We start from the raw sequence: 20,336 nt of genomic DNA on the forward strand, positions 1-20,336 counted from the left end.
AGGGGAATCGGGCGCCCAACGGAGAGCGCGGCAAAGCCGCTACAAGCGGTACGCGATCGACCGCCAAGAGAGGGGCGGAAGCATCCGTTAGAAAGTGTGCCGGAATGCTTAAGCGTCCGGAATAGCATTAGGTACACGGATGGCCCGCAGGTACCTGACGCAACTCCGCGCGTTTACGCGTTTCCGACGCTCGTCCACGGCGAACCGCCAAACGCTGCTTGTCAGCCTTCTGCGGTCGCTTCTTCGCCCTTCTTGCCCCAGAGTCCTAGCCAGCTGCGGGACTTCGAGCCTGCGTCGGAGCCACCAGGGACGCGGCAAGTCCCCGTTAGTTCGCGGGCGAGTTGGGTGATTGACTGCGTCAACGCAGCTTTGGGCGCTTGCTCCAGGAGGGGCACGCCGTTGTTCCGCACTTCGATCATCGTGCGGAAGTCGTTCGGCAATTGCCAGAAGATCTCTTGACCAAGCGTCGATTCGGCCTTCTTGACGCTGATCGACGCGCCGCCCTGGCCGACGCGGTTGACGATGATCTTCACCTTCTCACGCAGCGTGCCGCGTTGCTCGAAGGACATCATCAGCCGCACGACATTCCTCAGGCAGGGCAGGTCGAGCTGGGTGACCATCAGCACGTCGTTGGCGAGGTCCATCGCGTAGAGGTCGAGCTCGTTGTACGCCTTGGATGTGTCTATGATGAGGTGCGTGAAGGTGGCCCGCAGCAGCGAGATCACACGCTGCAAGTCATCGACCGACACGAGCTTGGCGTCTTCGAGTTGCACCGGGCGTGGCAGCAAATACACGCCAGAACTGTGCTTGGTCAACGAGCGCTTCAGCAGCGTGAAATCGAGCCGCGAGATGTTCTGGGCGACGTCGGTGAGCGTGTACTCGGGGATGGTGTCGAGATAGACATCGGCGTCGCCGAGCGCCAGATCTAGGTCAACGACCACGACCGAGTTGCTCGGGTTGCTGGCAAGTTCGCAGCCGAGATTGATCGCGAGGCTTGTCGAGCCGACGCCACCAGTGCATCCGGCGACGGCGATGACGCGGCAAGCGCCGGCGCCGCCTGCTTCGCTGCCGAACTTGGTCTTGCCGATTCGCTGGAGCGCCGTGGCGAGGTCGTCGGGGCGCAGCGGCTTGGTGAGGAACTCCTTGGCTCCCGCCCGCATCGAGCGGAGGATCAGCGCGCCATCGGTCGAGCTGCTGGCGACCAGCAACGCGACTTCGGGCTTGGAGCGAGCTAGCTCCTCCACCAGCTCGACAGCCTTTTCGGGGTCGGCGTCCATCGAGATGAACGCGACATCCGGGCCCGTTTGCTCGATCACATCCTTGAAAAACGCGTAGCGCGAGCACTCCGCTTCGAGCCACACGGTGTCCAGGCCCATCAGCGTAGCTTTGAGCGCCTCGCGGTCCCCGTCATTGGGATCGACGATCGCTATTCGAAGCACGTTGGACATGGGGCAACGACGGAAAGGTGACGACAGCTCGAACGGGCCTGGCGCTAGGCTTGGGGGCTAATAGAAGTTAGCTCATTCCCGGTGACGCGTCGGCGAAAAGGCCGAGGATGTCACTCTTCGTCATAACCCACTGGACCGATCAAACCGGAATCGCTGACCGTCGTCATCGGTTTGATGGCCGAGGGTTGGTAAGGCCGAGCCGCCTGACGCACCAAGCCCTGCGGCGTCGAGGCGCGGTAGTGGACCGGTGGGCCGGTCCGGGTCGGCTCGTCGGCGCCTTCTGTTGTGGGCGCCGGCGAGTTTGACCCGCTGTGATAGAAGCTCGGGCCTTGTTGCATGGAGGCGCCTTCGGCAGGAACCGCTTCGGCCGGGTAGGGCGCCATCTCGGGCGTCGGCCCGTAGCTCGTCGGCGAGTCGAATTGCTGTGACGGGGTCATGCGGCCGCCTGCTTGGCCGTTCACCAACTGCCGCGGCGGGCCGGGGAATCCACCCGCGACGCAGGGCGGGCACGAACCACAGCCTCCGTTGACACAGGGCCCACAGGTGTTCGGGACTTCAACCTTGCCGTCGATGTACAGGTCGCAGTCACTGGGCGAGACGGTGCCCATGCCCGGACCACACGGCGGCACCTCGTACGGGTCCATCGCATCGACCAATTCAGGCGTCACCAAGATAAGCAGCTCTACCTCTTCGGAGTCGTCAAGCGTACTCCGGAAGGGGACGCCCAGAATGGGGATGTCGGCAAGCAGGGGAATGCCACGGTTCGACGTCGCGCTGCGCTGCTGGATGAGACCGGCCACAGCAAAGGTCTGGCCTGCGTTCATTTCCACCGCCGTGTCCGCCATCCGATCCTTGATGCCGGGAATCGTCGTACCGCTAATCGCAATCGAGTTGGAGTAGTCCAGGTCGCTCACACTCGGCCGTACTTCAAGCCGGATCTTTCCGTTCCCGAGAACGATAGGCAGGAAGTCGACCTGGGTCCCAAACTCTTTGTACTCGATGGCAATGGTGCCCAAGCCTTGCGGCACGGGAATCGGAATCTGTCCACCGGACCGGAACGTTGCGGGGCGCCCGCTGACAGCCGCGATGTTCGGCTCGGCGAGGATCTTCGCTACGTTCTTCTCTTGTAAGGCGCGAATGAACCCGAACAGCGCGTCCGACCCATCGGTAACCGCGAATTCGACGGTCTGGCCAGCGGTGTCGGAAATCACCTTGGCGCCAGCGACGCCCTGGACCAAGCCCGCGGGGTTGCCCGCAGTGCCGATGTTGTTAAGCAGGCCGGACACGCTCGTCCCGAAGTATCCGTGATTACCGGCAGTCGCGATATCGACGCCTAGCTGGCGGAGCTTGGTGCGGCTCACCTCGTAGATCTTGACCTTCAACAGCACCTGTTGGACGCCGCCCACGGAGATGTTGTTGATTACTTTAGGGGCGTAGTCTTCGGCAAGCTGACGGATCGGATCGACGTAGTCGGGACGATCGATGAAGCCTGTCAGCACGAGGCTGTTGCTGTAGCGGTAGACGCGAACCGACGAGTGTGGGAACTGTGTCGCCAGGGCATGCTCCAGTTCGCGGACATCGCCGTAGATGAAGACATCCACCGTGTGGATCTCGCCGTCTTCGTCCCACAGGTTGACCTGAGTGACGCCGGCTTTCTTCGCCGAGACCTGGATCTCTGTCGCCGACAGCGGCGTGACGGCCAGGAGCTCGGGGTTGTTGACCTGAACCTTGGGGATCTTCTTGTCGAGCGTGAGGATCCGACTCGTATTGGTCGTGATCTCCATGCGGTCGGTTGTGTTCTCGATCCGGCGCACGACCGAACCGTTATCGGTCATTTGGCCGACCGCAACCTGGGGCGCCGTCGTGAAACACACTGCGCTTAGCGAGAGCGCGAGCACGCGCCGCAACGAGCGGAGCATCTGGCTGGCGGTGAGGTCGTACATCCTTGTACTTTCCTGTTGCGGCGCCGCGTTGCGACGCCTGGGCCGTCGCCTAGGCGACAGCCTTCCCCCGATTGTTTACGCTCGGCCGAACCGATCCCTGGTCCGCCCGACCCCTTCGCGTCTGCTTAAACTCTCGCTTCGGCGGGCACACGGCCCGTCGCGATTACTTCAGTTCTTCGAGCTGGATTGGGAAGTCCGGGGGGGCGCCCGCGCCGCCCGCGTCCTTCTTCTCCCCGCCGAAGTCGATCTTTCCGTCATTGGTGAAGCTCACCGGTGCGCCGGCCGTTTTTGGACGACTGCCCGCAAAGGCCTCGGTGGCGCCACGCAGCGGCGCCCCGGTCCGCCGGTCGAAGTGCATCGTCGAGACCTCTTCGGCCTGGACGATGGTCATCTCAAACGGCGGAACTTCCTTCGACGCTTGAGACATCATGCCGACGACCGTGTCGAACAGGCTTGGTTTCTGGACTTTTTCGGCGTCGCGATTTTGCTCATCGACGCGGGTATTCCGATCGCTGCGGGTGCCGAGGATGTCCTCGATCGTCACCTCGACCATCGCCGAGGCCGATTCGTCGTTCGGGTTCCGCGGGATCAGGCTCAGTTCACCCAGGTTCTGGGCGAGGTCGAGCTTGCTCGCTTGTTCGGGGGTCACCAACAACGACACCGTCTTGGGGATCGCCCGGGCGTCTTCACCTTCGGCGGTCCGCTGAACGGCTTGCTCGATGGCGAAGACGCGGATGTTTTGGAGGATGACCCGCGTCGTCGCGACGGGGACGCCGTCACGTTGGCTGGCGGCCATGAACAACTGCACGTCGACGCGGTCGCCGGGGCTCAAGAGGCCCGCGGCGACCTTCTCGGCGTTCACTGAAATGGTCGAGAGGCGGTAGCCATCCGGGATGTTCGCCACGGGGTCGGCCGTCTCACCCTGCGCTAGCAGCTGCGCTTCGAGGATCGGCGTGCCGGCGACGATCGTTGTCCGCGGGCGGCGACCTTCCAGGTCTTCTAACTTCGAGATCGAACCTTTCGGCGCCTTGCTGGCTGGCCACTCTTCGAGGGCAACCATCCCGGCGCCAATCGGGTCGCCCAGGTTGATATTGTGGAGCGCCACATAGATGGGCGTCGTCTCGAGCTGCACCGCGGGGCGGTTGGCGTTGGCGTCCATGACACGGCTAATGCCGATCGACGCCGCCAGGCCGCAGCCGAGCGCGAGTGCAAGCAGTATGAGCGATTTGGGTCGCATGTGGTCTCCCCCCACGTAGCACCGGCGCCCGCTCTACAGAGCAAGCGCCCGGCAACCCGCTGTAAGGCGGGCTTCGTCGGTTACTTCGGCACGACCGGCGCATCCGGTCCAGGAATTACAACGAACGGTCAGCAGCTAGCGGTCAGTCGTCAGCGATCAGCTTTCAGCTAGCAGGAGCCGCGGCTATTCAACAAGTAGCTCACGATTGGTTCGGACCAACGTCGATTCTCTGGTCCCTAGCCACTCGTCTCTCAAACAAGCATCCCGGCCCAAGCGAAGTAGGCGATGGTCCCGATCGCGATCGGGATGCCATACGGGAGCAACATCATCCGCGGCTTGCGTTCCTTGGCGATCGCGGCGAGTTGGTCGGGGTCCTTGATAGTGAGGATCTCATTGAGGATCGACCAGAATTGCCCGTGGTGCTTATCCCAACGGTTCTTGTAAACAACCATGCCGACAGCGATGACCGCTCCGACGATGGCTGTTACGGCAAACGAGTAAGCGGTGTGGGTGCCCCACACCCAGGCGCCGATGCCCGCCATCAACTTGACGTCGCCCGCGCCCATTCCGCCGATGGCGTAGGCGGGGAGCAGAAGAGCAAGGCCAACCACGGTGCCGATCAGGCTGTAGACCAAGCCTTCCCAGCCGGGGTACTCGCTCAGCGTGTAGCTATACACCCAGCCGCTGAGGATCATCGGGAAGGTAATCCAATTCGGAACCTTCAGTTGCAGGCCGTCGATCACGGCGGCGACGACCAGCGTCACAGTAACGACCCAAACGGGCCAGTTGGCTTGTAGGGCGTCTGCCAGGTTAGCGAAGTCCATGGTCGAGGGCCTGCGCGGCGTTGTCGGAAGGGAGGCTAGTAAGGCGTTGTTGCGGAGCTCGCCGCCTCGGAGAGAATGGCGAGCCGTCGAAACGTAGCCCGCGGTGAGTGACGGCGCGGAGACGCCGTAGCTGGGGGCGTGTTTTCACTAGACCGGATAATCGGTGTCACCGGAATGAGAAGGAACCGAACCTGCAGGCGTCTTTCCACACACAAAAAAACCCGACCGGCCCCAGAGGGACCGGTCGGGCTTGCGAGATAACGCCAACCTAGCAGGGCCAGGTCGCCGTAGCTGTCGATTGCCGTTTAGCTGCCCAACTGACCGGCGACTTCACTGAACGTCGCGGTCGCGTTGGTGCCGATCGAGCGGATAGCGGTCAAACAGACGATCACAATGAGCGCCAGCATGACCGCGTACTCGACAGCCGTGGGACCGTCTTCCGAGGTGAGGAAACGTTGAACCTTTTGAGCGAAATTCTTCATCACAATCCTCTCCGGATTTAGGGGCCCGACCCGCACGGTGTGGGGTTGGCGGGGCGTGGCCCTGCTAGTGACGAGGGCGTCGGAGCCCTCGATGGCTGACCTCTTCGCGACCTCCATGCCCGAAGGCATGAAGCGAGCCCGCCGGGCGTCGCGCGTTGGTCGGTTAGAACGGAATTGTGCGTATCAACCTTTTGAGGTGTTTCCATTCCGTCCGCGACGTTTGGCGAGCAAACTGATCGCGGGTTCCATCGGCAGCCAGGCTGCCCCTCGACAAAAGGGGCCCTTGGCTTTGCGCCCCCGCCTTGCGACGGGTTTGCCTTTCTCGGTGGAGGAATACGCGGCGGGCTCTTGCTGTTATTCCCGGGGTAACGCACGCGGCGTGACAGCGGGCAAAAGCTCGAAAGGAAGGAGGGAAGCTGGAGGAGTCGATTTGAGGAGGGGGTCAGAGAAGCGTCGCATTGGGCGTGAATCTCTGACTTCACAGCAAACCTATGTCAGCTTCCGTCCGAGTCAAATTGAGAGAGAATATTTTTCCGCGAATCCTTCGGGACCCTCGTTTGGCAAGCCACGTCACGAAAAGGAACCGAGGGCGTAGCCGCCCAGAGCGACTCCGCTAATTCGCTAGTCACCTACTTACCGCGCGCCTCATGCCACCTATCCGGGGGCAATACTCTGCTTATGCTCCCGTTCCCTACCGCCGAACTCACCGCTGCCATCGACCTCGCCGTCGATCACCTCGCGGCAGCGCCGATCGGGGGTTATCACCCGGGTGGCGAAGCGGCGAGCGAACCAATCGCCTGGGGGGCCGTTGCGCTCGCAAACGCGGGTCGTAACGACTCTGCCAATGTTGCAGCCGAGTGGCTCGCGGAGCGACAAGCCCCGGACGGGGCCGTCGGAGTGACGGAGTCACAAGACGCCCCTTATTGGCCGACCGCGCTCGCGATGATCGCATGGCAGGCCGTCGATGCTTCTGCCTACGCGGATCGCATCTCAGGCGGCGTTGGATGGGCTCTAGAGCAACAGCCGTGGACTCGGCCACGCGACCCGAAGTTCGGTCATGACACCGCATTAGCCGGTTGGTCGTGGGCCCCCGCAACGCACTCTTGGCTTGAGCCTACGGCATTTTTTGTCGTCGCCCTGAGGGCGGCGGGACTTGCTGATAACGCGCGCCGTCTCGAAGGTGTGCGGCTGTTGGTTGATCGCCTCCTCCCTTCTGGTGGCGCGAATTATGGCAACACGGTTGTTCTCGACCAAGAACTGCTAGAGCACACGCATTCCAGCGGCGTCGTCGCATGGGCACTCTCCGCCGAGGACGTTCGTGACGAGCGTCTCAAGAAGACGATCCAGAGACTCAAGCTTGTCGCCGATCGCCCCACCGGCGCCGCGTCGCTCGCTTGGGCCGCTCGCGGATTGGCGGCTCACCAGCAAACCGACGCCGCAACCGCCGTGCAAGTCGCTGCTACACTTACCGCCGCCGTCATGAAGCAGAAGGGCCTTCACAAGGCAGCGCTGCTGACTCTCGCCGCCCAAGAGATCCTCAAGCAGAGCGCGGGTGCGCGATGATTGAATCCACACGATCGCTTCAGGTCAGCCGGCGCACAGCTCTCGCCGCGGGCGGTCTCATCGCGGCCGGATTGCTCTCGCTGTCTTGGAAACGCTCGAAGACGCCTGTCTTCGTAGCCAAGAGCCAACGCTACGATGGACAACTTGCTCAAACGATCCGCGACGGGCTGACGGCGGTCGGCGTCAACGGGCCCCAACTCGCTGGTAAACGCGTCTTGCTCAAGCCGAATCTCGTTGAGCCTTCGCGCGAGCGGCCGCACATGACGACTCACCCGGCAATGATCATCGCCGCCGCCGAGGTGTTCCGCGGCTGGGGCGCAGAAGTCGTCGTTGGCGAGGGCCCCGGTCATGTCCGTGACACCGAGGCAGCATTGATCGAGTCGGGAGTGGGCGAGGCCCTCGACGGCGCCGGCCTCCGCTTCGCTGACCTCAACTACGAACGAGTCGCCTGGCGCCGCAACCGCGGCCGATTCAGCAGATTGCCTGGGCTTTGGCTCCCCGAGAGCGTCGTCTCGGCCGACCTCGTCGTCTCGATGCCGAAGATGAAAACCCACCATTGGGTTGGCGTCACCGCAGCGATGAAAAACTTCTACGGGGTCATTCCCGGAATAAAGTACGGCTGGCCGAAGAACGTCCTCCATCACAACGGCATTCCGCAGACGGTTACCGATATCAACGCGACCCTCCCCCGGGTTGTCGGCATCGTGGATGGAATCGATTGCATGGAGGGCGACGGCCCGATCCTCGGCAGTCTCAAGCATATGGGCTTGGTTGCTGTTGGCATCGACTTGGCGGCGCTCGACGCGACCATCGCCCGCATCATGGGCCTCGCCCCCGAACGGATCACTTACCTGCAACTGGCGTCGAAACGCCTTGGCGTGATCGATGACGCCCAGATCGACCAGCGTGGCGAAGCTTGGCGGCCGTTGGTGGACCCCTTCCAGATCCTCGACGAGCCTGCGTTGCAGGAACTCCGCGCGGGGGCAATGGTCACCTGAGTTGAGCGGCGCACAGCGAATCGGGCCGGCGTTGACTATTCAGTCCGAAACGCCGCCGCCATACGTGTCGCGTGAGTGCGCACCGTCCTGAGGTAACCCGAAGTGGACTTCCCTGTGCAGCAAGGTCGGGGCTGGATGCAGGCTACTGTCGTCCGCAAGCCGTGAGGCCGCATCCGCTGATTGCGACGTTTGTGTTGACGGAGGCCTGTGGATTGCGCAGCGAGGGCGCCAGGTTTTGTTTGCTTGTGTGGGAGGGAGGGCCATAGTTCCCGGTGGGAAACCACTCCCCCTTCTACGAGCCTCTCCAGCATGATCGGCATAGCATCACCCAACTCCGAGTTGACCCGAGTCGGCAGGCAGCCGATCCTCGGCCGTCAGCAGCAGGTTGTTGGATACGAGCTCTTGTACCGTGACCGGTTGGAAAGCCGAGTGGCGAACGTCGAGGACGGTGACTTGGCTACGTCCAGTGTTGTCGTCAACTCGCTGGTGGAGATCGGGCTTGAGCGGCTCGTCGGCGACGCTCCGGCGTTCGTCAACTTCACCAAGTCCTTCTTGGTGGGCGAACTCCCCATCCCCTTCGACACGGACCAAGTCGTCATCGAGGTGCTAGAGAGCGTCGATGTCGATACGACGGTCATCAAAGGGCTCCACGATCTCTCGGAGAAGGGCTACAAGATCGCGCTCGACGATTTCGCCTACACGCGAAACTGGAACCCCTGTGTCGAGATCGCTGACATCATCAAGCTCGACGTGCTGGCGATGAATCGGCAGACGGTTTCAGAGCATGTCATGCTGTTACGCGACTTTGACTGCAAGCTCTTGGCGGAGAAGGTAGAGGATCACGACACCTACTCGTTCTGCGCCGATCTCGGCTTCGACATGTTCCAGGGCTATTACTTCGCCAAGCCCAGCGTGGTCGAGCAGAAGCGAGCGCCCGCGAGCGTCAACGCACTACTGGCGACCCTCGCCGCGGTCAACGATCCAAGCGCCGACGCCGATGGCGTCGCTCTTGCCGTTTCGAGCGACGCGTTGTTGACTCATAAAATGTTACGCTATGTCAACTCGCCAGCGGTCGGGTTGCGGAATGAGATCGACAGCGTCCAGCACGCGATTGCCTATATCGGCCGTGAGACGACTAAGTCTTTGGCGACGCTGCTACTCCTCACGTCGATCGATGACAAGCCAGCCGTGTTGATCCGCACCGCGCTAGTGAGGGCGTTGGCGTGCAAGTGGTACGCCGGCGAGTCGGGCGCCGCGAATATCGACGCCTACTTTACCGCTGGCCTGATGTCGATGCTCGACGCCCTGCTCGACCAGCCGATGGAGATGATCGTCGCCGAGTTGCCAATCACCAACGAGCTCAAGCAAGCGCTAGTCGGCCGTGAGGGACCGATCGGCGCGTGTCTCCAATCGATTATCGCCTGTGAACGCGCCTTGAATGGTTGCGACGACGCAAGCCTACAGTCCTACTCCAGAGCGATCGAAAGTGTTGAGACCGGTGAAGGGATGGCCTCGCTCTTGCCATCGGAAAAGTCCGGCCCCGACCTCGCCGAGATCTTGAGGCGACCCCACGCGGCTTCTCCCAAGCGCTGATGCTACGAGATTGCGTATTTCTCTCAGTGTCGTGGCAGGATTGAGGTGGGAGCCAAAAGGTGTAGGACTGCCAGAACGACAGAAAGCTCTCAACGTATCCGCATGAACGCGGACTCTTCTGCCTCGGTGGCTTCTCGCGCCCCGTTCGACCACAGTGAGGCGTGGCAACCGGGGCACGGCATGTCGTCCTCCGACGAATAACTCGGACGCGCCGACACGTCACTCGTCAGCCACGCCGAGTCACACTCCAGGCAGAGTAGCACCACGCGTCGGCAGACGCCGCAACGCCTGAGGGCCAATGCTCCGGCGCCGCAAAGTCGACAAGTACTGAGGCTCGGCATAGGTTGTTGGCAGATTGGGTCGCGAGTGATGACTCTTGTCAATCGGTCCTAGGGGCGCCCACGTGACTTTGTCCGACGGTGGGGCAGTGACTCAAGGCCGCCGCGGAAAGGCCGTAATCAAGCGATCTCCTTGCACCACGAGCCTTATCTGACGCGCTGCCGGCTTGCCGCGCCGATTGCCCGACTGCCCGCCGACGTAGCCGATGCGGCGACGCATGTCGATGTCGTAGACGACCTGATCGCCTTCACGCTCGGACGTTACTTCCTCGCCCGCGAGGGCCTTTTCATACGCCTCATCGATAAGTCTTAGGACGGTCGCCGGATCGCCCGAGTCAAACACGCCATGCTGGCCAACTCGATCGGGATCGTCACGGGTATGCGACATGACGTGCGCTAACCGTGTACCGTGCTCGCTGCCGCGGGTGTAGCGCAGCCCCGCAGGGGATAGGTAGGTGTCGCGACCAACCTCGGTCAGCACACCAGACAATTCACTATTATCGACGGGCGCACGGGGTTCCCGATTCTCGATGCGGGGCGCCTCGGAGGGAACCGGCTTGGTCGCCGCCGAGTCATCGACTTCGACGAGCGTCGGCAACGCTACGCCAAATCGCTTCTCTACCCAGGGCTGGATGACGGCCGCATACAGGAACGCAGCTGCAAGGACGCCGAGCAAACCGACGACGCCAAGTTTCTTCTGCGCAAGCCTTACCAGTGGCGCCGCAGTGCGGGCGAGGTGCTGAGAGTCGCGTGCCATCGCTTTCTGCCGCCGTTTCGCACGGGATTCATTTGACAATTATCACGCCAGCCCTTTAGTGTGCCTGGAGCGCTCCGTCCTGTCGATCGCTGGCGGCCGGGACGCAACAACTCACTTCTTCGGAACAGGAGGCGAGACACGATGATCCGCAGCATCCATCGACACAGAACGCTTCGGGCCGTAACAACGCTCGCAGCCTTTCAATTGGTAGGTCTCACGCCGTCGGCGAAAGCGGCCCTCACTGGCGCGACACTAATTGGCAACACTGGCACATCGATCACCGCGATCCCGGACCCCACCGATCCTGGCCGCCTGTTGGTCGCTGGACGGTCGGGAAGGATCAACGCAATCGATCTGACTACCGGCGCTGTCTCCCCCTACATTACTTTCCCGGGCGTAAGTACGTCGGGAGAGGGGGGCCTGCTGGGGATCGCGCTCGACGCCGACTACGCCACAAATGGCGTCGGTTACGCCTACTACACGTCGTCGGGCACAGCGGGTTCGGCGTTGACGTCGCGGATCGTGCGATTCACCCGCGACCCCGACAACCCCGATCGCGGGCTGAGTTCGAGCATCACCCCGATGTTGTCGGTCGCCCAGCCGCAGAACAACCACAACGGCGGGTGGATCGGCGTCAGCCCGAACGACGGGTTGCTGTACATCGCCCTCGGCGATGGCGGCGGCAGCAATGATACCGGCACAGGCCATACTTCGGGCACCGGTAACGCGCAGGACATCACCAACAACCTGCTCGGTAAGATCCTCAGGATTGATCCTCACGGCGACGACTTTCCAACCGATGACGCACGCAACTACAGCATCCCATCCGACAACCCCTTTGTCGGCAATGCTGGAGATGACGAGATCTGGTCCTTTGGCCTTCGTAACCCGTTCCGCAATAGCTTTGATCGAGAAACGGGGGACCTCTGGATCGCCGACGTCGGCCAGAACGTCCGCGAGGAGATCAATTTTCAATCGGCCTCCAGCGCCGGAGGAGAGAACTACGGGTGGCGACTGCGCGAAGGGACCATTGCGACGCCGTCCGGTGGAGTTGGCGGGCCTGCGCCGCGCGGCGCAACGGACCCGATCTACGAGTACACCCACGGCTTTGGATCGATGCAAGGCAATTCCATCACCGGGGGATACGTCTATCGTGGAGAGGATGCGAGCCTTGACGGCACTTATTTCTTCGCCGATTTCGTCTCCAGCAATTACTGGGCGAGAAGCCCCGAGGGCGTCGTCACCAACGTCAATTCGCAGCTCTTTCCCGAGGGGGCCCCTAGCAGCCCGGTCTCGTTTGCCGAGGACCTGCAAGGCAACCTCTACGTGCTAACCATCGGCGGCGACCTCTATCGCATCGATACGACCATGCCGGGCGATTACAACGGGGACGGCGTCGTCAACACCGCCGACTACGATGTCTGGGCGACAGCGTATGGCAGTTCTGAAATGCTCGACGCCGATGGCAACGGCGACGGCGTGGTGGACGCCGCGGACTACACAATCTGGCGTGACAACGCGTCGTCGTCGCCGTCCGCGGCGGTCCCGGAGCCGTCATCGCTCATGCTTGTGTTCTCGCTAGCGGCGGCTTCAACTTCGCTGCGGCGCCCGCCGGCGGCGAAGAAGTAGCAGGCCATCGCCACACCAGCCGCGAGCATCGCCCCTCGATGCGCCAGTGCCGCAAGCGTCCCGACGCCGACCGCCGTTGCCGGATCGATCGAGCGGTAGAGGAACTCGGTGGTCGCCTCGATGGTGCCGAGACCGTTTGGTGAGATCGGCAAGGCCCCAGAGCACAGCGCCAGCGGCACGACGAAGAAGTGATCCGCCAGTGACGGCGCCGGTTGCGGCAAGGAAGTTGCCGCGACATAGAACGACAGAATGAAGACGCCGTTCATCATCAAGCCGAGGCCCTGCGCCGCCAGCAGGCTTCGCCATCCATCGCGATAGACCGCCGCTAAGTCCGCGACGCGTCCGGCGATGGCGCCGAGGAGAGGCGCGTTCCGTAACGATCCCGCGATCCGTTCCAGCGGACGGCCCGGCGCGAAGAACGCCAACAGGCCGCCCACGGCGATACCCGCGACGATGAGCACCGACCGTGAGAGAAGACGCAGCGGAGTCGCCTCTTCGCCGAACGCCGTGCCCAGCACGAGAACCGCGACGCCGGCGTAGGCGAGGAAGCCCACAAGCCCCAGCACCCGATCGACCACCACCGTGGTGACCGCGGCGGCGCGGCGGCCAGGTCGGGGCTTAGCGAGCAGGGTCGCTTTGACAACGTCGCCACCCACACTTCCGAGCGCCACGAAATTGCAGGCGAAACCGATCGCGCCGAGCCGCAAAGCCTCAGCGATCGTCATCGGGATCCCCGCCGCGGCGACGACGCTGCGCCACCGCAAGAAAGCAATCAGATTACCCAGCATGACGGCGCCCCATGCGACGGCGAGCCGGGTCACGCTCGGTGGGTGATCACGGAGTTGAGCTAACGAGTCCGACCCAGCGGCATGCCAGAGCAGGAGGCCGACAAGGCCCAGCCCGCAGATGATGCGGAGCCAGCCGGAGACTTGATGACGCGACATTCGGGCGGGAGGTAGGAGGGGGGGCGAATGTCGGCGGACAGAACGCAGGAGACGCAAACAGGACGATCGGCGAAAAACGCCCGGCTGCCCGGTGTTGACAGCCCGGGCTTATGCCGTCAATTTATAGTGCTCGCTAGCGGTTGTCGCCTCAAGGCGGGCGCCGCAATCGACCGAGACAATCTATCGGCAAGGTTCCCAAGCCCTGCCGGTAATCGTTCAGGCGAGGAAGCACGGGGGATTAGCTCAGTTGGGAGAGCGTCTGGCTGGCAGCCAGAAGGTCAGCGGTTCGAACCCGCTATCCTCCACTCAGTACGATGCAACGCGGCGTTTGGCTGGTAGGGCCGGGCGCCGTCGTTTGTTTTGGCTCACCGTCGATTTGACGTCATTCATTCGCCGATAGCGCCCTTCGGGGCGATAACCCGGGCTCGTCTTGCGACCCGGCTATGCCGGATCGCCCCCACCCGATGCCCGATCAGCTCGCGCGTCGTTCGTCGCCCGGGCTCCTCGCCCGCCTCGCGGCGATGATGTTTGTGCAGTACTGGGCCCTCGGGATCTGGTACGTCACGGTCTGGAATTTTATCGCCGCCAACACCGGCGACGGCGCGCTCTTCACACCGGGGTTCGTCGGCTACAGCGCCAGCGCTTCGGCCATTGGCAGCCTCGTGGCCCCCACGCTGTGTGGCTGGTTGGCCGACCGCTTCGTCTCGGCGAAGTATCTCGTGGCCGTCCTCCATGTGGGCGCTGCTCTTGCGCTGGGCGGCATGTACCTGGCGACCTCGCAGACGGCCTTCTTTGTCGGCATGATCGCCTACTTCCAGGTGTATTCCCCCTCGGTGGCGGTTACCAACACCATCGCGCTACGGCTCCTCGGGGACAAGGACCGTGAGTTCCCGGTGGTGCGGCTCTTCGGCACGGTCGGGTGGATGGGCGCCGGGGTGTTCGTCGGGGTGGTTTGCCGGTGGTACATGGACGCTTCGATCGAAGCGACGCGGGCGCCGATCCTGATGGCGCTAGGGTCGCACATTGTGATGTCGCTGTGGAGCCTAACTCTGCCGGATACCCCGCCAGTTCGGCCGGACGCCACTGAGCCCAAGCCCAAAGGGAATCTCCATCGCAACCGCGCGTTCATGCTTTTTCTGCTGGTGTCTTTGCTCGCGGCGATCCCCTCGCAGGCGTATAACTTCGCCATCATCTTCTTGAACCAGAAGGGATACCTGGGCCCCGCTGCGATGCTCACGATGGGGCAGCTCACCGAAGCGATGTGTCTTTTCTTGATGCCTTTCTTGCTGGCGAGGTGGCGGCTCAAAGCATTGTTTCTGATTGGCGTGCTCGGGTGGGCGACCAGATACACGCTGCTGGCGATCGGCTCTTTCGGAGCACCGGACTCTTGGGCGGCTTACCCCGTCACGTTCGCGATCTTGCTCCATGGCCCCTCGTATGTGTTTGTCTACTTAGCGGGTCAGATGTACGTCGATCGCTTGGTGCACCCCACCAACCGCGGCGCGGCGCAGGGGTTGCACGCCCTCGCCACGGGCGGGATCGGACACCTGCTCGGCGCCGGCCTCTGCGGGCAGATGCAGGCGACCCTGCTAACCCCCACCGGCGTAACGCCGCCGCCCTACAACTGGGTCCCGTTCTGGCTCATTCCGGTCGGCATCGGGCTGTCGGTCGCCATCTTGTTTGCTCTGACGTTCTTCGAACGCCCCCACCATGGCCCCGTCGAGCCGATCGCGGTCGAGCCCTCGCCACTACCCGAGCCGTAGGCGTTCGTAGTCGATGACGTTACCTGAGGGAGCGTCCTATCGAAGTTAGACCATGTCGTGACGTCACCCGCGGCTAGCGCCGAAGGCTCATGCCCAAAGTTTGCGGTCTAATAGTCGGTAGTTCACGGCTTCGCTGACGTGTTCGGGTCGGATCACCTCCGACTCGGCGAGGTCCGCGATCGTGCGGGCTACCCTCAGCACCTTGTCGTGCGCGCGAGCCGAGAGGCCGAGTTGCTCAACGCTGGTCCGCAGCAGCTCAGCACTCGCGGCGTCGAGTTCGCAGAACCGCCGCACGTCGCGTGAAGAGAGCTGAGCGTTGAGCCTGACGCGTTGGCCCCGTTCGAATCGGCCGGCCTGCCGTTGTCGGGCGTTGATGACGCGCTCGCGAATCGAGCGGCTGTCGGTCCCCGGACGCGGCGAGCGCAGTTCGTCGTACGCCACCGCGGGGACCTCGATCTGCAGGTCGATCCGATCGAGCAACGGGCCGCTGATCTTGCTCATGTAACGTTCGACTTGCACGACGCCGCACTTGCACTCTCGCCGCGGGTCGTTGCGGAAGCCGCACGGACAGGGATTGAGCGAGGCGATCAGCATGAAGTCGGCAGGGAAGGTCGTGGTGGCCAGCGCGCGGCTGATCGTGACCTCGCCGTCTTCGAGCGGTTGGCGGAGCACCTCGAGTGTCTGGCGATTGAACTCCGGGAGTTCGTCGAGGAACAAGACGCCGTGGTGGGCAAGGCTGATCTCACCGGGCGATGGCGTGGAGCCGCCGCCAACGAGGCCCGCGTTGCTGATCGTGTGATGCGGCGAACGGAACGGCCGTTGGGCGAGCAAGCTCTGCCCGGCGCCGAGCCGGCCCATCGCGCTGTACACTCGGGTGGTCTCGACGGATTCGTCGGTGGACAGGTCGGGCAGGATCGTCGGCGCCCGCTTGGCGAGCATCGTCTTGCCGCTGCCCGGCGGGCCGACCATCAGCAGATTGTGGCTGCCGGCCGCGGCGATCATCATCGCTCGCTTGGCCATCTCTTGTCCACGGACGTCGGCGAAGTCGATCTCGTACGCTTGGCCGTCGGCGACCAGATCGGCGACGAGGCAAGGTTGCGGGTCGATGTCGAGCTGGCCCGCGAAGAAGCCGGCGGCTTGCGCGAGGCTATCAACAGGGATGACATCGACGCCTTCAACAACCGCCGCTTCGCGGGCGTTCTCGCGCGGTAGGACGAGGCCGACGACTCCCGGCTGCGCAGCGGCGGCCATCGCCATGGAGAGGGCGCCCTTCACCGGACGCGTCGTGCCGTCGAGCGCCAGTTCGCCAACCACAGCGTAACGCCGAAACCGCTCGCTGGCGGCGTCGAGCGACGAGTCGTCGCGCCGGCCCAACTTGGCCGAGAGCTGCCCCGAGCCCGCGAGGACCCCCAAGGCGATGGGCAGGTCGAACGACGCGGCCTGCTTAGGGAGTTCGGCAGGCGCCAAATTGATGACGATTCGGTCCTGAGGCCGGATGAAGCCGCTATTGACGATGGCCCGCTCGCTGCGGTGAGTCGCCTCACGGACAGCGGCCTCGGGAAGGCCTACAAGGAGGGTCTTGGGCATCGCCCCGGGCGAGACATCGACCTCGGCCTCGACCGGGACGGCGTCGATTCCCAGCAAGCTGTAAGTAAGGAGTTTGGCGAGCATGGTCGTTGTTCCCGTTGGCCTAGAATGTCAGAGTGCAGTCGTTGCCCGCGATCCTTACCGGAACGGGCGTATACTAACACAATCGCCACTAGTGTTCAAGCGTTTATTGGCCACTTTCGGCGTCTTTTCTCGGAGTCGTGAATGAGTGGGTCTCGGCGCCATACGCTTGTCACCGCGGTCGTTTGGCTGCTGGGTGGCGGACTCTCCGGCGGTGAAGAGCCGGCCGTTCCAGAATGGGCGGGGGCGGCGGTCTGGTACCAAGTCTTCCCCGAGCGCTTCGCCAACGGCGACCCCGGCAACGATCCGACGCGCGCGTCGCTCGAGTCGTCGCGGCGTACGCCCGACTCGTGGGCGGTGACCCCGTGGACTAGTGATTGGTACGGCCGCGCCGAGTGGGAGCGCGAAGCGACCGATGACTTCTACGGCACGGTCTTCAGCCGGCGCTATGGCGGCGACCTACAAGGGGTGATCGACCGGCTCGACTACTTGCAGCGGCTGGGCGTCAACGCGATCTACTTCAACCCGGTGTTTGCGGCGGCGTCGCTGCACAAGTACGACGGCAACTCGTTCCATCACATCGACCCGCACTTCGGACCCGACCCTGCCGGCGACGCCAAAGCCATTGAGCAAGAGACCGACGACCCGGCGACGTGGACGTGGACCGCTGCCGACAAGTTGTTCCTCGAACTGCTCGGCGAGTGCCAACGGCGGCAGATCCGTGTCGTGATCGATGGCGTGTTCAACCACACCGGCCGCGGCTTCTTTGCCTTCCGCGACATCCGTGAGCAGGGCGCCGAGTCGCGTTATCGCGATTGGTACGTGATCGATTCCTTCGATGATCCAACGACGCCCGAGGACGAGTTCCGCTATCGGGGATGGTGGGGGACGCAATCGCTGCCGTTGTTTGCGGACAACGAGTTGGGCAATGACTTGGCGGCGGGGCCGAAGGCGTATGTCCTTGCGGCCACCCGGCGCTGGATGGACCCCAACGGTGACGGCGACCCGGCGGATGGCGTCGATGGCTGGCGGCTCGACGTGGCTGAGGACGTACCGATCGGCTTTTGGCGCGAATGGAACGCAGAGGTCCGCCGGCTCAATCCCGAGGCGATCACCGTCGCCGAGCACTGGGGCGACGCCGCCGGGTTCCTCGCCGACGCGGGCTTCACGGGCGTGATGAACTACCAGGGCTTCGCGCTGCCGGTGAAAGGATTCGTGATTGACGACGAGCTGCAGCCCAGCGAGTTCGCCAGCCTGCTCATCGAGCGGGCCAACACCTACGGCGACGCTCAGCGACACGCGTTGTGGAACCTCATCGATTCACACGACACCGAGCGCGTGGCGTCGATGATCGTCAACGCCGAGGAGCGATTGCCGTACTCACAGCCCGACCGCTTCGATTACGACGCCGGCGAGAAAGCCACGCCGCGCCGCTGGGAAGCGTACGACACCGGGAAGCCGACGCCACGAGACCAGCGCTTGCAGCGCATCGTCGCCGTGTTGCAAGCGACCTGTGTCGGCGCGCCGATGATCTACTACGGGGATGAAGCCGGCATGTGGGGCGCCGACGACCCGGACTGCCGCAAGCCGATGATGTGGCCCGATCTTCAGTACGATGACGAAACGAAACCCCGTCGTAGCGCTGGCCAGCGCGGTGACGCCGTCGCCTTTGACAGAGACCTCTATCTCTTCTATCGCCACGCGCTGGCGATGCGGCGGCTCTTCCCGGTGCTGACTCGCGGGGCGTTTGCGGTCGTGGGCGTCGATGACGCGGCGTCGGTGCTGGTGTTCAGCCGCAGCGAGGAGGGTCAGTCAATCATCGTCGCCGTCAATCGCGGCGAGGGGCCGTGGTCCGGCGACGTTGACTTGCCGCCAGGGAAGACGCTGCGCGAGGTGTTCACCGCTTCGGGGCAGCCCTACCGGGTGCGCGTCGATGCGACCCCAGGCGGCGTGCGGTTGACGCTGCCGGAGCGCGAGGCGGCGGTGTTCTTGGTGGAGGAGCGGAGGGATCGGTGAACCGTTCGTCGCGCACTCCGGGGGCTAACGCCACCCGGCTAGCATGAAGCGCGCGGGAGTCGCTAACCGTACTAGCGCTGCCTGCGAGCCGGGTAGCGTAAGCCCCCGGAGTGACCCCTCGCCCTACTCGCCCAATATCTTCAGCCAGCGCTTCCAGGCGTCTTCGCGGGCCTGCTTGTTCTCCGCCGACCCAGCCGGGTCTTCGCCCGCGCGCAGGAAGCCGTGGCCGGCGCCGTCGTAGATCACCGGTTCATAGGTCTTTCCCGCCGCGGCCATCAAACGCTTCGACTCGTCGATCGTTGAGTTCACCCGGTTGTCGTTCTCGCCGTAGAAGCCGTACACGGGGCAGTTGATCTTGGCGACGTCGGTCGGACCCGAGCCGTAGAAGACGCAGGCGGCCTTGAGGTCGGCGTTGTGCGTGGCGTAACGGAAGGACTGCGTGCCGCCCCAGCAGAAGCCGGCGACAGAGATCGTCCCGTCGCAAGCCGGCAGCGACTTCACGAACGCCGCGGCCGCGTCGAGGTCGCCATCGATCTGATCGTTCGGCAGGTCACGGATTGCGCGGCGCACCGCGTCGCCCGAACCGAGGTCCTCCGTGCCGCCGCCGTTGGGGCCCGTTCCGCTTATGAGGTCGGGCGCAATGGCGATGTAGCCGTTCTCGGCGAGCTGATCGGCGACGCCGCGGACCCAGTCCGTGAGGCCGAAGATCTCATGGATGACGATCACTGCCGGCGCCTTATCGGCCCGCTCGGGGTAAGCGAGGAAGCACTCGATGGTGCGGCCGTCGTGCTCGGCTTCGACCCACTCGAGGTGGCGCGGCGATGTCTCAAGCCGCGCGGCGGCCCATTCTTGGGCGAGAGTTGTTGAAGCGAAAGTTGTGAGGGCGAAGGCGAGCAACGCTGATCGGAACATAGCGCGTATCTCCTGAGACGGTTTGTGTGGCACAAGCAGGCGAGCCGGGGACGTTAGTCCTCGGTGTGCAGCGGGTACTCGGGTTCCTCCGAGGACTAACGTCCCCGGCTCGCCACGGCTCCGTCTACGATAACCGTTTCTCGGGTCGTGTTCGCAGCGGCGAGTGGGCTGCTTTACGCCCGTTGAGTATCCCTCGCCGCCTCGTTTTCGGACAACGGGGG

At 63.6% G+C, this 20,336-nt stretch carries 14 protein-coding genes, 1 tRNA gene, 1 pseudogene and 1 riboswitch; of the genes and pseudogenes, 7 read left to right on the forward strand and 9 right to left on the reverse strand.

Annotated elements, in window-relative coordinates; all coding sequences use genetic code 11:
* Window positions 1-221 precede the first annotated feature (221 nt).
* From Spa11_RS06535 to Spa11_RS06555, 5 genes are all read right to left on the reverse strand, one after another.
* Window positions 222-1,448: an AAA family ATPase gene (locus Spa11_RS06535; protein ID WP_145109638.1), complete on the reverse strand. Its 1,227-nt coding sequence runs from the start codon at window positions 1,446-1,448 to the stop codon at window positions 222-224.
* Between the two features lie 110 nt (window positions 1,449-1,558).
* Entirely contained in the window at window positions 1,559-3,391 is a 1,833-nt protein-coding gene (locus Spa11_RS06540) for a type II and III secretion system protein family protein (RefSeq protein WP_145109641.1), read from the reverse strand.
* A gap of 163 nt (window positions 3,392-3,554) precedes the next feature.
* Complete coding sequence (gene cpaB, locus Spa11_RS06545) at window positions 3,555-4,628, reverse strand: Flp pilus assembly protein CpaB (protein WP_145109644.1); 1,074 nt, start codon at window positions 4,626-4,628, stop codon at window positions 3,555-3,557.
* 251 nt (window positions 4,629-4,879) lie between these two features.
* Window positions 4,880-5,452: an A24 family peptidase gene (locus Spa11_RS06550; RefSeq protein WP_145109647.1), complete on the reverse strand. Its 573-nt coding sequence runs from the start codon at window positions 5,450-5,452 to the stop codon at window positions 4,880-4,882.
* A gap of 305 nt (window positions 5,453-5,757) precedes the next feature.
* Window positions 5,758-5,934, reverse strand: a complete 177-nt coding sequence (locus Spa11_RS06555) for a Flp family type IVb pilin (protein ID WP_145109650.1) — start codon at window positions 5,932-5,934, stop codon at window positions 5,758-5,760.
* 247 nt (window positions 5,935-6,181) lie between these two features.
* Window positions 6,182-6,262, reverse strand: a riboswitch (cyclic di-GMP riboswitch).
* A gap of 350 nt (window positions 6,263-6,612) precedes the next feature.
* Between Spa11_RS06555 and Spa11_RS06560 the strand changes: the two genes are divergently transcribed.
* The 3 genes from Spa11_RS06560 (at window position 6,613) to Spa11_RS06570 (ending at window position 10,088) form a co-directional block, all read left to right on the forward strand.
* Window positions 6,613-7,497, forward strand: coding sequence for a prenyltransferase/squalene oxidase repeat-containing protein (locus tag Spa11_RS06560; protein ID WP_145109653.1), 885 nt, complete (start codon window positions 6,613-6,615; stop codon window positions 7,495-7,497).
* Window positions 7,494-8,495, forward strand: a complete 1,002-nt coding sequence (locus tag Spa11_RS06565) for a DUF362 domain-containing protein (RefSeq protein WP_145109656.1) — start codon at window positions 7,494-7,496, stop codon at window positions 8,493-8,495. Before Spa11_RS06560 ends, Spa11_RS06565 begins: the two co-directional genes overlap by 4 nt.
* A gap of 309 nt (window positions 8,496-8,804) precedes the next feature.
* Window positions 8,805-10,088 (forward strand): EAL and HDOD domain-containing protein, encoded by a 1,284-nt coding sequence (locus Spa11_RS06570; RefSeq protein WP_145109659.1) that lies wholly within the window; start codon window positions 8,805-8,807, stop codon window positions 10,086-10,088.
* A 432-nt stretch (window positions 10,089-10,520) separates the two neighbouring features.
* On the opposite strand, the gene Spa11_RS06575 is transcribed toward Spa11_RS06570, so the two are convergent.
* Window positions 10,521-11,183 (reverse strand): hypothetical protein, encoded by a 663-nt coding sequence (locus tag Spa11_RS06575; RefSeq protein WP_145109662.1) that lies wholly within the window; start codon window positions 11,181-11,183, stop codon window positions 10,521-10,523.
* 141 nt (window positions 11,184-11,324) lie between these two features.
* On the opposite strand from Spa11_RS06575, the gene Spa11_RS06580 reads away from it, so the two are divergent.
* Entirely contained in the window at window positions 11,325-12,812 is a 1,488-nt protein-coding gene (locus Spa11_RS06580; protein WP_145109665.1) for a PQQ-dependent sugar dehydrogenase, read from the forward strand.
* 53 nt (window positions 12,813-12,865) lie between these two features.
* Here Spa11_RS06580 and Spa11_RS23205 read toward each other — a convergent pair.
* A pseudogene (locus Spa11_RS23205) lies at window positions 12,866-13,756 on the reverse strand (lysylphosphatidylglycerol synthase transmembrane domain-containing protein); the annotation flags it as partial.
* Window positions 13,757-13,988: 232 nt separating this feature from the next.
* Between Spa11_RS23205 and Spa11_RS06590 the strand changes: the two are divergent.
* Together Spa11_RS06590 and Spa11_RS06595 are read left to right on the forward strand one after the other, a co-directional pair.
* A tRNA-Ala gene (locus Spa11_RS06590) sits at window positions 13,989-14,061 on the forward strand.
* A 159-nt stretch (window positions 14,062-14,220) separates the two neighbouring features.
* Entirely contained in the window at window positions 14,221-15,519 is a 1,299-nt protein-coding gene (locus Spa11_RS06595) for an MFS transporter (protein WP_197529792.1), read from the forward strand.
* 87 nt (window positions 15,520-15,606) lie between these two features.
* Here Spa11_RS06595 and Spa11_RS06600 read toward each other — a convergent pair whose 3' ends face one another.
* Window positions 15,607-17,190 carry a YifB family Mg chelatase-like AAA ATPase gene (locus Spa11_RS06600; protein ID WP_145109674.1) on the reverse strand — a complete coding sequence of 528 codons (1,584 nt, stop codon included), beginning with the start codon at window positions 17,188-17,190 and terminating at the stop codon, window positions 15,607-15,609.
* Window positions 17,191-17,331: 141 nt separating this feature from the next.
* On the opposite strand from Spa11_RS06600, the gene Spa11_RS06605 reads away from it, so the two are divergent.
* Window positions 17,332-19,203, forward strand: a complete 1,872-nt coding sequence (locus Spa11_RS06605; RefSeq protein ID WP_145109677.1) for a glycoside hydrolase family 13 protein — start codon at window positions 17,332-17,334, stop codon at window positions 19,201-19,203.
* Between the two features lie 123 nt (window positions 19,204-19,326).
* Here the strand turns inward: Spa11_RS06605 and Spa11_RS06610 are convergent, their stop codons facing one another.
* Window positions 19,327-20,115, reverse strand: a complete 789-nt coding sequence (locus tag Spa11_RS06610) for a dienelactone hydrolase family protein (RefSeq protein WP_145109680.1) — start codon at window positions 20,113-20,115, stop codon at window positions 19,327-19,329.
* Window positions 20,116-20,336: the final 221 nt, after the last annotated feature.

Origin of the sequence: Botrimarina mediterranea, assembly GCF_007753265.1 — a bacterium.
Classification (GTDB): Bacteria; Planctomycetota; Planctomycetia; order Pirellulales; family Lacipirellulaceae; genus Botrimarina; species Botrimarina mediterranea.